Below are 13,198 nucleotides of genomic sequence, written 5' to 3' on the forward strand. Positions count from 1 at the left end.
AACATTATTCTATCATAATTATTAGAATTGTAGTAAATTATGAGAGGTATAAAGCTATCTTTAACACTTATACTTGTAGGTAATATAAAATTATATGAAGAAACTATTCTTTACAATTTTTTCGTTAACCCTATTCATTAGCTGTAACACAGACCCTAAATCCAGTAATAGCAGCGTAAACGATGTAAAATCGATGGATAGCGTCAATTATATTAGCCAACGTCATTTACAAAATCAAAGATTCGAAAACTATAATTTTAAAACTGAAGAACAGTGGGATAGTTTACGTACTATTTCTCATAAAAAGGTACTGCATAAAAAAGGAAAAGTCCATCCCGATATTCGTACGTTTGGATGGCATATCTATTCTAATGGTTCTACCTATAAAAATTATAATTTTTCTATGCTATGGGGACTCTCCTATTTTTCATATGCTTTGCAACCAGAAACCGGTAGTTATAAAACCATTCATCAATGGAAAACGACTTCTTTGATAGATAGCGCTAAAACAAAAGGTTGTAAAGTTTTTTTTTCTGTTTCTAATTTTGGAAAGAAAAACAACACTATTTTTCTTAGAAATCAAAAAGCTCGGCAGACATTAATAGATAGCCTATCTAGTCTATTAGCTCTACGATCAGCAGACGGAATTAATATAGATTTTGAAGGAGTTTCAAAAAAAGACAAAGAACACTTTACTAAATTTATAATTGAGATCTCAAAAAACCTAAAACAAGATAATCCCAACTATATGATTTCTCTGTGTCTTTATGCTATCGACTGGAATGATATTTTTGATATAGGCGTTATTGATCCGTACATAGATTTTTATACTTTGATGGGTTATGATTATTACGGAAGCTTTAGTAAAACCACCGGACCTGTAACACCCTTAAAAAAAAGTAAGAAATTCGGAAATGGTCTGGAAACATCTGTTAATTATTATAAAAACAAAGGTGTGCATTTCAATAAACTAATTGTTGGATTACCATATTATGGGGCGGAATGGTATACTAAAAAACCTGAAATAGGTGCAGTAGCTACTAGATTTAAATCTCACCCAAAATATCAATCAATAAAGGAATTATATATCGATTCATTAAAAATCCCAGTACAGTTTGATCCTAAAAGTGCTTCTAGTTATATAATTATCAAAGACAGTAATAAAGTATATAGACAGTTATTTTTTGAAGATGTAAAATCACTATCTATTAAATATAATTGGATAAAAAGTAACCGCATCGGAGGAGTTGGAATTTGGGCCTTAGGATATGATGATGGGTATCCAGAATTATGGGATCTATTAACGGAGAAATTTTCACAAGAACAAAATGCACCTTGAAACACAAGATAATATTCTGTGAAAATTGAAAACCAATAATTTTTTTCGTTTAAGTTATTGGATAAAAACTGGAAATGATAATAATACGGGGTTAAGATCACATTTCATGCTATTTTAGTCAACATAATACACTGAAACATCTATAATATGAAAGTTTATGATTTTGATATACAAAATGGAACTTACTGTTTTGAATTCGAAGGTTTAAATACTGAGATGCATTCTCACTCTGTGGTAGAGATCATAACTGCGATAGAAGGAACTTTTGATACAAATATCAACCAACAAACCAGGAAAAATTTAGTTTTTGCAATTATAGACTCTAATATTAAACATAAGATATCTGCTCAACATTGCGTTTCTAAAATTTTAATGATAGAAAGTAATAACCCTACACTTACTGAATTTTTAAAAAAATTAAACATCACACTAACGAATGGATATTTCTTGAAAAAAGAATTTAGTGATAGACATATTATAACTAAAGAAATAACAGACTTCGCTAGGGAAAATAATCTTAAAGAACCAATAGATACAAGAATTAAACAATGTCTTTCTATTATAGAAAATGATGACATTGAATATGCTACGCTTGTTAAGTCTTTAACCTCAAAAGTATTTCTATCCGAAAGTAGGATTTCACATCTCTTTAAAGAACAAATAGGAGTTTCTTTAAAAAAATATCTTGTATGGAATAATTTACGAAAAGCTATTCATCAGTACTTAGAAGAGAACAAAAATTTAACAGAGATATCCATTGAAAATGGTTTTTTTGACCAGGCACACCTGAGTAATTCTTTTAAAAATGTTTTAGGAGTAGCTCCATCAAAAGCTTATAATAGCAGAACCTTACAATTTTAAAAGGTTATACCAGATTATATTTGACTTTTAAAATGTAAAAAATGAGTATAGAAATACGAAAAGTCAAAAAAGAAGATGTAGTATCTCTAAAAGAAGTACTGGACTCCAGTGGATTATTTCCATCACATTTACTTGAAGAAATGATCAATAACTATTTTAATGATGGATCTTCAACTGATATTTGGTTTACCGCTATTAATAAAGACAAACCAATATCAATAGGATATTGTGCTCCAGAAAGACTTACTGAAGGAACCTATAACCTTTATGCAATTGCTGTACATAAAGATTACCAAGGTAAAGGTATAGGCAAAAAAAAGATGGATTATATTGAAAACCTTTTACGAGAGAATGGTCATAGAGTATTGATTGTGGAAACATCCGGAAAGTCAGAATTCGAACTAACCAGAAAATTTTATCATAAATGTAAATACACAAAACAGGCAGTAATTCCAGAGTTTTATGATAAAGATGATGACAAAATAGTATTTTGGAAAAAATTATACTAAAAAAACAAGTCTATCAACTTATTAGAAACCGAAGAAAGCACAGCAAATTGAAGATGTGCTTTCTTCAGTAGATTGTTAATTATTCTATACTGTTTCCATTTCCAATGTGCTTGGAACTTCTACTTTTTCTAAAGCCTGTTCTAAATCCCAAATCAGATCTTTAGCACTTTCGACTCCAATAGATAATCGTACCAACTGATCTGTAATATTCATTTGCAGTTGTTGTGTTCCATCTACACCAGCATGCGTCATCGTTTTAGGATGTTCTGATAAGCTCTCTGTTCCTCCTAAACTTACTGCTAATTTCATTAACTTAAGGTTATTAAGAAACATAAATGCTTCTTTTTCTCCCCCAACAATATCAAAAGAAACCATCGCCCCTGGTGCAGAGCATTGCTTGCTGTAAATTCCATGTGCCTCTGTTCCTTCTTTCAATAGTCCCAAATAATATACTTTTTCAACTTTAGGATGTTTATTTAGATAATCAGCAACAATCTGAGCATTCTTTGTTTGTTGATCCATACGTACTTTTAGCGTTTCTAAACTTCTTAGTAATAGCCACGCAGTATGTGGACTCACCATATTACCTAAAAACGTACGTAAAGTTTTTACTCGTACCATTAATTCAGCATTTCCTAATACTGCTCCAGCAATCAAATCACTGTGGCCGCCAATATATTTTGTTGCAGAATATAACACTAAATCAGCGCCACACTGTAATGGATGCTGCCATAGTGGCCCCATATAAGTATTATCGACAGCCACCAACGTTTTTCTATCTTCTGAACTATACTTAGCAGCTATCTGACTAAATTTTTCGATATCTACAATATCGTTTGTTGGATTAGCAGGAGTTTCTAAATAGATCATTGCCAATTTATCAGCCTTACCAGAAGCTTCAATCATCCCCTCTACTTCTTCGATACTTTGGTTAGGCATCACTCCTATCGTATCTACTCCTATTTTATCCAAAAAATGATGTATAAAATGATCCGTTCCTCCATATACAGGGTTACTATACACTAATAAATCACCTGGTTTCAAAAACTCTAATAATACAGTACTAATTGCAGACATTCCACTCTCGAATACAGCACAATCGTCTGCTCTATCCCAAAGACATAATCTATTTTCTAATATTTCCAGATTAGGATTATTAATTCTACTATAAATCAATCCCAATTCTTCTTTTTCTGATTTTTCACGTAGACCATATGCTAACTCGAAAAAGACCTTTCCTTCTTCTGCTGTCTTAAACACAAAAGTCGAAGTCTGAAATATTGGACATTTTATGGCTCCTTCTGATAACTCAGGTTTATAACCGTATGTCATCATTAAACTCTCTGGATTAAAATTGTGATCTTTCATCTATTAAATATTGTATTGTTATAAATAATTCCGGTTTTGTTTCCTCACCATTGAGAAAAGACTAGTATTTAGTATAATATAAAATTACATCGAAAAGAATTAAAAACCACAGTTGTGTATAAATTTAGAATTAAAAACACAATAATCAATAATTAAAAGAATTTTATTCTATTTTTGAAATATTAATGGAATTCAAAGAGAAAAATATTATGGACAAAATAGATCGCTCTATCCTAAATTTATTACAAAAAAATGGTAAAATAACGATCAAAGAGATTGCCGAGCGTTTAAGTCTCACTACTACTCCAATTTTTGAGCGAGTTAAAAAACTGGAACGAGAAGGGTATATAAAATCCTATAAAGCCATTCTAGATAGAAAAAAAGCGGGATTACAACTTATGGTATTTTGTAACGTTACTTTAAATCTTCACCAAACAGATTATCTAAAAAAATTCGAAAAAGATATTCAGCAATTCCCTGAAGTAGTTGAATGTTATCATGTGGCTGGTATGTTTGATTATCTAATTAAAATATATGCTCAAGATATGGAGCGTTACCAGCATTTTCTTTCTAACAAACTTGCTTCACTAGAAAATATTTCTAAAGTACAAAGTTCATTCGTAATGACTGAGGTAAAGGATTTTTCGTTCTTACCAATTCCTTAGAGAACTACATTTTCATTTTATGAAAGAGTCTTAAATTGTGGCTACTTTTTCTTCAGTTTTCACCACAGTATTCTTAGTCTGAATATAATTTATGAATAGAAGAATGAGTATTAATAAAAATATTCCAGATCCGATAATAAAAATTGTTATATCGATACTTTCAAACATAATTCCTCCGAGAACTAATCCGAAAATACTTGCTAAACTTCCCATACTATTCCCATATCCTTGAATAGCACCTTGCATTTGTGAGTTTCCGGTTTTTGATAAAAGAGAAAGGAAACTAGGCCACATCAGACCATTACCTAAGGATAATAATGTATTTGCTATATACAATATGATAATACTAGGATTAGAAAGAAGAAAAAAACTTAGTGACAATAGTATCGTTCCAACAGCGATTAATCTAATATTAGGTACTTTTCCTGATAAAAAGGATAATAATGGTCCCTGAACCAAAATCATAATAAAACTCGAATACGCCAGAAAAACACCAAGATCAACGGCGGTCCAATCCAACATAGTAGAAGCATATATAGGTAATCCTGCATAAAATAAACTAAAAGCCAAAAATGTTAAAAAATAAATTGAAAACAATAATGGAATACCTTTTTGACCTAATACACCTTTAAAGCTATTGTCATTTTTAATGGAATCATTTTCAGTTGCATTTTCAGAAAAACAATTTTTATGTTCGACCTGAAAAAATCTTCTAAAAGATTTAAAATTTAAATCTCCAGTATCTACCATACAAGGATTACTTTCTGGTAATCTGATAAAAATAACAAGAATTGCTATCAGTGAAATAATCGCTGCAAGTAAAATTGGTAATATTTCTCCTAGAATAGTAGAAGCTAAAATTCCAGCAACTGCAGGTCCTAAAACAAACCCCAAACTCGTAGAAGCGCCCATCATACCAAAATTCTTATCACGATCTTCATCTGTAGAAATATCAGAAAGATAGGCATTCGCTACAGATACATTTCCTCCTGTAAAACCATCAAAAATTCTAGCAAGAAAAAGTAGAATTAAAGGAAGTGTCATAATATAATTACCAGTAAATTCAGAATCAGAAGACCATAATTCAGTCTCTGGAAGTATTAATGCTATCAAGAATAAAGACCAAGCGACAAAAGTTCCCGCTTGACTAATCACCAATACTTTCTTTCTTCCTATCCGATCAGAAAGTCTTCCCAAAATTGGAGCTCCTATAAATTGAAAAAATGGATACATAGCACCTAGAATTCCATAAATAAAACCATTTCCTCCTAAATCAGTAACTATGAATATAAGAATCGGAATAACAATGGAGTATCCTAAAATTCCAATAAAATTCACCAAGAGTATTGGAAAAATGCTTTTAGAAAAGAAACTAAAGATTCGCATTTTCTAAAATTAACATTGTTATTACTAAATGCTTGTTAAACAAATATTAATAATCAACGTTACCCCATTATTTTTACTAAAAGCTCTTTAAGAATATCACCTGGAGGAAGATTTGTGGCTCCTACTCCTTTACTCCTAACATCAGCTTCTCTTAACAGGGCTATAATCTGACTTACTTTTTTCATTGGATAATTACGTGCAGCATCAGAGTAATCGCTCACGAAATATGGATTGATCCGTAGTGCGCTAGCTACATTACCCTTAGATTTATCAGATAATCCGTGATACTGTAATACCTGAGAAAAGAAACCATATAATAAGGATATAGTGACTACCAACGGATTGTCTTTTGGATTCTGAGCAAAATAATTTATGATGCGATGGGCTTTCAATACATCACGCATCCCAATTGCCTTGCGCAATTCGAAATTATTAAACTCTTTACTGATTCCAATATTCTCTTCAATCTTATCAGCAGTAATCTGTTCTCCTTTAGGTATGATCAACTTCAGTTTTTCTAATTCGTTATTAATCTTACTTAAATCTGTACCTAAAAATTCGACTAACATTTGCGAAGCTTTTGGTTCTATACTGTATTTTGCTCCAGCTAAAACTCTTCTGATCCAGTCCGAGACCTGGTTTTCATAAAGTTTTTTACTTTCAAAAATTACACCATTTTTAGCAACTATTTTATAGAGTTTTTTACGCTTATCTATTTTCTTGTACTTATAACAAATGACTAAAACGGTAGTAGGTTGTGGATTTTCTGCATAATCTGATAACTTTTCTATGGTTCTAGATAAATCTTGTGCTTCTTTTACAATTACTACCTGTCGCTCAGCCATCATAGGATAACGCTTAGCATTTGATACAATATCGTCTATGCTTACATCACGCCCATACAATACCATTTGGTTAAATCCTTTCTCTTCTTCTGCAAGTACATTCTTATCAATATATTCTGAAATCTTATCGATATAATATGATTCTTCGCCCATCAAAAAATAAATAGGCTTGATATTTCCATTCTTTATATCGCTTACAATCTGTTTTACTTCATCCATTCAGAAAAAATCATCAAATTTGTGTTATGCAAAACCTTAATTTTCCAGCATATCGGTTCAGGTTCAAAAGTAGCGAAAATAAAGTTTCTATTTTTGACAGAATCCGCAAAAAATTCATCATTCTAACTCCAGAAGAATGGGTAAGACAACATACCATACACTACCTAATAGAAGAAAAAAAATATCCAGAAAGTCTTATTAATGTAGAAAAACTAGTAAAAGTTAATGATATGAATAAAAGGTATGATATCATTATATTTAATCCTAATGGCAGTATTTATCTTATTATCGAATGCAAATCACATTCTGTAAAGATTACTCAAGAGGTTTTTGATCAGATTGCCCGTTATAACCTTTCTCTAAATGCTGAATATCTAATGATTACCAATGGAATGAATCATTATTATTGTCAGATGGACTATGATGAAAAACAATATACCTTTCTTAAAGACATTCCTAATTATAAATGAAATGGTTGATGGTTGATGAAAAATTACACCATCAAATACACTTATCCCAAAAACATTATAACTTTGGAATTAGTTTTGTTCACTCAGTTTTATGTATTGTCGTATATGTAGATTGGAATAGGATGCACTCTTTATATAGTTATTAAATTAAAAGTGTGCTTTTTAAATCTTTCAAACTTTGAAACTCTAAATTAAACTCATTTATTTGCACTTGTGAATATAGCTGTTGTCATATTAAATTGGAATGGTCGCTCATTACTAGAGCAATTCCTTCCTTCTGTTATAAAATATTCTGAAGAAGCAACAATTTATGTAGCTGATAATGCTTCTTCTGATGATTCTGTTGACTATATCAAAACATCATTCCCTGAAATAAAAATTATTCAAAATGAAATAAATGGCGGATATGCTAAAGGCTATAATGATGCTTTATCAAAAATTAATTCTGATATATATTGTTTGCTGAATAGTGATGTAGAAGTAACTAAAAATTGGCTTTCTCCAATTATAGATACCTTTACAAGTTCAGAAAACACAGCGGCTGTACAACCAAAAATACTGGATTATAAAAAGAAGAGTTACTTCGAATATGCCGGTGCAGCAGGAGGCTTTATAGACAAATTAGGGTATCCATATTGTCGTGGAAGAATTTTTGACACATTAGAAGAAGATAACGGACAGTATAATGATACTTTAGATATTTTCTGGGCAAGTGGTGCTTGTTTGTTTATTCGTAAATCAGTTTTTGAAGAAGTTGGAAAATTAGATGAAGATTTTTTTGCTCATCAGGAAGAAATCGATCTCTGCTGGCGTATCCGAAATCAAGGGTATGATATTCAATATATAGGAGCTTCGGAAGTGTATCATCTTGGTGGAGCAACATTAGATGTAATGAATCCCAGAAAAACTTTCCTTAACTTCAGAAATAATTTATTGATGATGGTAAAAAATAATTCTGGAGTGTTCATTTGGTTCATTATTTTTGTCAGAATGATATTGGATGGAGTTGCGGCTTTTAAATTTTTATTTGAGGGAAGACCATCGCATTTTTTAGCAATTCTTAAAGCACATTTCAGCTTTTATAAAAATTTGCTAACTTTTGTTAAAAAACGAAAAAAATCAAAGGATAGAAGGAAATATTATTCCATTTCTTCCGTTGTATGGCAGTATTATATTTTGAACAAAAAACTATTTAACCATTTGTAGGGTTATATTCATTAAAATATTGTTAACAGGACGACATTACGTCACAATTTTGATAATTTTGAGTTATATAACCAGAATAAGACTAAAAACACATTTTCTAATGAAAAAAGTAATGATTATCGGAGCTTCAATGGCTGTTTTATTATCTTCTTGTGTATCACAGAAGAAATTTACAGACCTAGAAGCAAAACAGAAAGAAACCCAGGATTTGTTAAATACAGCAACTGTAAAATTAAATAGCTGCCTTGAAGAAAAAGCAAGTGAAAGTTCTGAATTAAAAGTTCTTAGAGATCAAGTAAGTAACCTTAAGAACCAGAATTCTGCGTTATTAAACAATGTGGGTAACTTGGCTACATTATCGACTAAAGAAGCGGAAAACTTAGAAAGATCTCTAGAAAGTATTAAAGAAAAAGATCTTCAGATCAAAACAATGAATGACGCATTGAATAAAAAAGATTCTGTAACACTAGCTTTAGTAACAAGTTTAAAAGGAGCTTTAGGAAACCTTGCTGATGAGGATATTGAAGTAAATGTAGAAAAAGGTGTAGTATATGTATCTATTTCTGACAAGTTATTATTTAAGAGTGGAAGTTATAACGTTTCTACGAGAGCTAAAGAAGTATTAAGTAAAGTTGCTAAGGTAGTAAATGACAAACCCGATATCGAGTTTTTGGTTGAAGGACATACCGATGACGACCCAATAAAAGGTAATAAAGTGTTAGTTGATAACTGGGATCTTAGTGTAAAACGTGCTACTGCGGTAGTAAGAATTTTACAAAATGATTTTAAAGTAGATCCTAAACGTATGACTGCTGCAGGAAGAAGTTATTATGTGCCAATCGCAGATAACAGTAGTGCTGCTAACAAAGCTAAAAACAGACGTACAAGAATTGTAGTACTTCCTAAATTAGATCAGTTCTACAACATGATCGAAGACGGAATGAAAAAAGCTTCTGAAGGAGGTAATTAAAAAAGAATAAAGTATTTTTGAAAAGGGTTAATTGTTAAATTAACCCTTTTTTTTAATCCATAGTATTAAACAATGGTATGGAAATTGACTTAAGTCGATTAAAACGAAAAGATTAACTATTTTAAGAACAATGAGAAAACTATTTATCCTTGCATTATTCGTTTCCTTAGGAACTATAGAAGCACAAACCACAGCAAACACTTCTATTGGAGAAAATGAAAAATTAGTATATACTGCTTCTTACAATATGTCTGGATTATTAACTAATCTGGCGCAAGTTACTATGCAAACGACCAGAGTAAATACTGGAAAAAGTAATTATCTAAGGCTTAAATGTAATGCTGCCACGTATTCTAAATGGGATTCTTTTTTTAAAATCAGGGATGTATATGAAGCATATGTAAACCCTTCTAATCTAAAGCCATATTTATATAAAAGGGACATCAACGAAGGAGGATATATCAAAAAAGAGAAATATGTATATAGCTATAAGAGTAAAACCATAAAAGCTACTATGCAAAAGAAAAAAGAACCCAATACAAAGAAACTGAAAATGGGAAACAATACATTCGATGTAGTTTCTACGTTATATCATATTCGTAATATGGATATAGCAAAAGCACCCGTGGGAACTAATCAAAAGATGACCATATTGTTTGATAGAAAACCACAAACTGCATATCTAAAATTATTGGGTAAAGAAACAATTAGCACCAAGACAATGGGTAATAAGGAATGTTATAAAATTGCTGTTAACAACGATGCTCTAAAAGGAACAAATAAAAATATTGTATATCTTACGGCAGATGCTAATAAGGTTCCTGTATTGATTAAGTTTAGTATTCCTGCAGGTACAGGACAACTTACATTAACTCAAGCTTCGGGACTAAAAAATTAAATTCTATGAGAATTGTATTAATATCTATTGCAGCCATATCAGCTTTCTTAGGAATTATTATGGCAATACTTCCGTTTGGTACTATTGGTGTTTTACCTGGTATTATTGCTCTATTATCTGGTTTTGGAGCTTATTTCATGTCTAAAAAACAATTAAAACCACAAAAATTATCTCTTTTATTTTTAACTATTGGAGTTTTAGTAATAGTTGCCAGTGGGTCCAAATCATTATGGGTAAAAGATGAAGTTGCTGTAGACGAAGAATTTGAACAAAAAGAAGAGCAAAGCAAAGAAGAAGCTATAGAAGAGCTTAAAGAAATTGAAAGTGAGCTTGAAGAAATCGAAGGCGATCTCGAAGAAATTGAATCCGAATAATCAATAACCAAACTCTTCTATAACCTATTTCTAGTTTTACTTAACTAAATCTATAATTAAAGCTGTATTCTTAGATAAATTTACATTTTGAAGATTATTCAGTTCTTTTCCTGTTAATATTTCTTTTCCCTTGGTAAACCCGTCTAATGACTTTTTAAAACGTTCCAAATTAAAACTAGGATAATCTTTATCACTATTGTTAATGATTATCATACTGCTTTCTGTATCTGTATACCTAAAATATACATAGACATTATCTAAAGGTTGATAATGCGTAAGTTTTCCTTGATGAATAGATGTTGCATTTTTTCTCCAGTTTAGAATAGTTTTCACATAATTGAACACATCATTTTCTTCTTTTGTTCTGCCTTGTTTAGTAAATGCATTTCTGCTATCTCCTTTCCATCCACCTGGAAAATCCTGTCGTACCTTACCATCTGGTCTTTTGTTTTTCATTAAAATCTCATCACCATAATATATTTGAGGAATTCCTCTGGTAGTTAATGTAAAAACCATACTTAATTTTAATTTCTCTACATCCTCATTTAACAAAGCCAATAAACGATCTACATCATGATTACCATTAAAAACCTTATTATTTCCTGGGTTTCCATACACAAAATCTTCTGCTAATGTTTTATAAAGCTCAGTAACATCACCATCTTTTCCAAAAGCTTTTATCATAGAATAATAAAGTGCATAATCACTAATACTGTTAACATTAGAAGTATATCCATCAGTATTGGCTCCATTATTATTCCAATAGGATAAATATGATGCTCTTTCTGCCCAGGTTTCTGCTACCATATAAAAATCAGGATATTCGTCCGTGAGCGCTTTCATCCATCGAGACATTGCATCCTTATTTGGATAAGGATATGTATCAAGGCGAATACCATCAATCCCAGAATATGCAACCCACCAAATAGAGTTCTGGATCATATAAGTTGCCAAAAAATCATTTTCCAGATTTAAATCAGGCATATTGATATCAAACCACCCTTTAGTCAATAAATCAAAATCACTAGACGATACATATGGGTCTGAAGTTGCTATGTTGGTAAAATTACTTCTTGTAAATGTGTCCCATTGATTTAACCAATCTTTTGATGGCAAATCATTCATCCACCAATGCCCTGAACCACAATGATTAAAAACTTGATCCATAATCACTTTCATTCCTTTTTTATGTGATTGATCCACGAGTTTCTTATAATCTTCATTAGTACCTAAACGAGTATCGGTTTTATAAAAATCCGAAATGGCATATCCATGATATGAGTATGTAGGTTGATCATTTTCTAAAAATGGATTTAACCACAAAGTAGTAACTCCTAATTCTTCTAAATAAGCAAAATTATCAAGTACTCCTTTTATATCACCACCATGTCTACCATCATGATTTTTTCTATTTAACTTTTCCAGTGTGTCTTCTGTAGTATCATTCGTGATATCTCCATTAGCAAAACGATCTGGTGTAATCAGATAAATTACATCAGCCGGTGTAACTCCTTGACCAGCATGAGATCTATTTTCCTTTTGTTTTAATTGGTATTTGTAAATAAACTCTTTCTTTTTATTAGTAAACGTAATAGACAAAATTCCTGGCTTTGCTTTTTTCGCAATACTAAGGTTTAGAAAAAGATAATTCTTGTTTTCTACTTTGCTTACACTTTTTAATTTCACTCCTTGATATTGAAATGAAACATCAAAAGAGCTGATATTTTCTCCATGTAACAATAACTGTAGATCCGGGTTATGCATTCCTGTCCACCAAAATGGAGGTTCTACATGAGTTAATATTTCCGATTGTTGCCCTTGGCTCAAAAAAGAAGTTGATAAGCCAATAATAAAGAGCAATAATACTTTTTTTGAATACGATTTCATTGATATAATTTTAATTGTTTCAGTCGCTAATTACTACATACTGCAGATAAACAACAACTTGATTATACCGATAACTGTATTTCAGGATAAACAACTGAGAATGGCAATAATCCTATAAACTCATAATGATCCGAAATAGGAAATGTATTTTCTGTAGTATGTATTATATTGCTGGTTGTTTATCCTGAATTTTGTTTTTTT

General features: G+C 31.0%; 13 protein-coding genes. 9 read left to right on the forward strand and 4 right to left on the reverse strand.

All coding sequences use genetic code 11. The features are described from left to right. The first annotated feature begins 94 nt into the window (after window positions 1–94). The 3 genes from Q0829_RS05345 (at window position 95) to Q0829_RS05355 (ending at window position 2,709) form a co-directional block, all read left to right on the forward strand. Window positions 95–1,339, forward strand: coding sequence for a glycosyl hydrolase family 18 protein (locus Q0829_RS05345; protein ID WP_298540762.1), 1,245 nt, complete (start codon window positions 95–97; stop codon window positions 1,337–1,339). A 147-nt stretch (window positions 1,340–1,486) separates the two neighbouring features. After that, window positions 1,487–2,200: a helix-turn-helix transcriptional regulator gene (locus Q0829_RS05350; protein ID WP_298540764.1), complete on the forward strand. Its 714-nt coding sequence runs from the start codon at window positions 1,487–1,489 to the stop codon at window positions 2,198–2,200. 41 nt (window positions 2,201–2,241) lie between these two features. Further along, window positions 2,242–2,709 carry an N-acetyltransferase gene (locus Q0829_RS05355; protein ID WP_298540766.1) on the forward strand — a complete coding sequence of 156 codons (468 nt, stop codon included), beginning with the start codon at window positions 2,242–2,244 and terminating at the stop codon, window positions 2,707–2,709. Window positions 2,710–2,793: 84 nt separating this feature from the next. Here the strand turns inward: Q0829_RS05355 and Q0829_RS05360 are convergent, their stop codons facing one another. Next, window positions 2,794–4,077, reverse strand: a complete 1,284-nt coding sequence (locus tag Q0829_RS05360; protein ID WP_298540768.1) for a cystathionine gamma-synthase family protein — start codon at window positions 4,075–4,077, stop codon at window positions 2,794–2,796. A gap of 209 nt (window positions 4,078–4,286) precedes the next feature. On the opposite strand from Q0829_RS05360, the gene Q0829_RS05365 reads away from it, so the two are divergent. Continuing rightward, window positions 4,287–4,742, forward strand: a complete 456-nt coding sequence (locus tag Q0829_RS05365; protein ID WP_298540770.1) for an Lrp/AsnC family transcriptional regulator — start codon at window positions 4,287–4,289, stop codon at window positions 4,740–4,742. Window positions 4,743–4,772: 30 nt separating this feature from the next. On the opposite strand, the gene Q0829_RS05370 is transcribed toward Q0829_RS05365, so the two are convergent. Together Q0829_RS05370 and holA are read right to left on the reverse strand one after the other, a co-directional pair. Further along, window positions 4,773–6,128 carry an MFS transporter gene (locus Q0829_RS05370; protein WP_298540772.1) on the reverse strand — a complete coding sequence of 452 codons (1,356 nt, stop codon included), beginning with the start codon at window positions 6,126–6,128 and terminating at the stop codon, window positions 4,773–4,775. 59 nt (window positions 6,129–6,187) lie between these two features. Continuing rightward, on the reverse strand, window positions 6,188–7,192 hold the full coding sequence (gene holA / locus Q0829_RS05375) for a DNA polymerase III subunit delta (RefSeq protein ID WP_298540774.1): 1,005 nt from the start codon (window positions 7,190–7,192) through the stop codon (window positions 6,188–6,190). A gap of 26 nt (window positions 7,193–7,218) precedes the next feature. Between holA and Q0829_RS05380 the strand changes: the two genes are divergently transcribed. From Q0829_RS05380 to Q0829_RS05400, 5 genes are all read left to right on the forward strand, one after another. Next, a complete protein-coding gene (locus Q0829_RS05380; protein ID WP_298540776.1) occupies window positions 7,219–7,662 on the forward strand; it encodes a type I restriction enzyme HsdR N-terminal domain-containing protein in 444 nt (147 codons plus the stop codon). Window positions 7,663–7,875: 213 nt separating this feature from the next. Continuing rightward, window positions 7,876–8,868 (forward strand): glycosyltransferase, encoded by a 993-nt coding sequence (locus Q0829_RS05385; RefSeq protein ID WP_298540778.1) that lies wholly within the window; start codon window positions 7,876–7,878, stop codon window positions 8,866–8,868. Window positions 8,869–8,968: 100 nt separating this feature from the next. Further along, on the forward strand, window positions 8,969–9,838 hold the full coding sequence (locus tag Q0829_RS05390; protein WP_298540780.1) for an OmpA family protein: 870 nt from the start codon (window positions 8,969–8,971) through the stop codon (window positions 9,836–9,838). A 130-nt stretch (window positions 9,839–9,968) separates the two neighbouring features. Beyond that, window positions 9,969–10,736 (forward strand): DUF3108 domain-containing protein, encoded by a 768-nt coding sequence (locus Q0829_RS05395; RefSeq protein WP_298540784.1) that lies wholly within the window; start codon window positions 9,969–9,971, stop codon window positions 10,734–10,736. A gap of 5 nt (window positions 10,737–10,741) precedes the next feature. Continuing rightward, a complete protein-coding gene (locus Q0829_RS05400; protein ID WP_298540787.1) occupies window positions 10,742–11,110 on the forward strand; it encodes a hypothetical protein in 369 nt (122 codons plus the stop codon). A 36-nt stretch (window positions 11,111–11,146) separates the two neighbouring features. Here Q0829_RS05400 and Q0829_RS05405 read toward each other — a convergent pair whose 3' ends face one another. Further along, on the reverse strand, window positions 11,147–12,997 hold the full coding sequence (locus Q0829_RS05405; protein WP_298540789.1) for a glycoside hydrolase family 13 protein: 1,851 nt from the start codon (window positions 12,995–12,997) through the stop codon (window positions 11,147–11,149). Window positions 12,998–13,198 lie beyond the last annotated feature (201 nt).

This window comes from uncultured Aquimarina sp. (assembly GCF_947492405.1).
GTDB lineage: Bacteria > Bacteroidota > Bacteroidia > Flavobacteriales > Flavobacteriaceae > Aquimarina.

Bases quoted from the DNA above. Each gene is read 5' to 3' on its own strand.
- Q0829_RS05345 (WP_298540762.1), top strand. From the start codon at position 95: ATGAAGAAACTATTCTTTACAATTTTTTCGTTAACCCTATTCATTAGC.
- Q0829_RS05350 (WP_298540764.1), top strand. From the start codon at position 1,487: ATGAAAGTTTATGATTTTGATATACAAAATGGAACTTACTGTTTTGAA.
- Q0829_RS05355 (WP_298540766.1), top strand. From the start codon at position 2,242: ATGAGTATAGAAATACGAAAAGTCAAAAAAGAAGATGTAGTATCTCTA.
- Q0829_RS05360 (WP_298540768.1), bottom strand. From the start codon at position 4,077: ATGAAAGATCACAATTTTAATCCAGAGAGTTTAATGATGACATACGGT.
- Q0829_RS05365 (WP_298540770.1), top strand. From the start codon at position 4,287: ATGGACAAAATAGATCGCTCTATCCTAAATTTATTACAAAAAAATGGT.
- Q0829_RS05370 (WP_298540772.1), bottom strand. From the start codon at position 6,128: ATGCGAATCTTTAGTTTCTTTTCTAAAAGCATTTTTCCAATACTCTTG.
- holA (WP_298540774.1), bottom strand. From the start codon at position 7,192: ATGGATGAAGTAAAACAGATTGTAAGCGATATAAAGAATGGAAATATC.
- Q0829_RS05380 (WP_298540776.1), top strand. From the start codon at position 7,219: ATGCAAAACCTTAATTTTCCAGCATATCGGTTCAGGTTCAAAAGTAGC.
- Q0829_RS05390 (WP_298540780.1), top strand. From the start codon at position 8,969: ATGAAAAAAGTAATGATTATCGGAGCTTCAATGGCTGTTTTATTATCT.
- Q0829_RS05395 (WP_298540784.1), top strand. From the start codon at position 9,969: ATGAGAAAACTATTTATCCTTGCATTATTCGTTTCCTTAGGAACTATA.
- Q0829_RS05400 (WP_298540787.1), top strand. From the start codon at position 10,742: ATGAGAATTGTATTAATATCTATTGCAGCCATATCAGCTTTCTTAGGA.
- Q0829_RS05405 (WP_298540789.1), bottom strand. From the start codon at position 12,997: ATGAAATCGTATTCAAAAAAAGTATTATTGCTCTTTATTATTGGCTTA.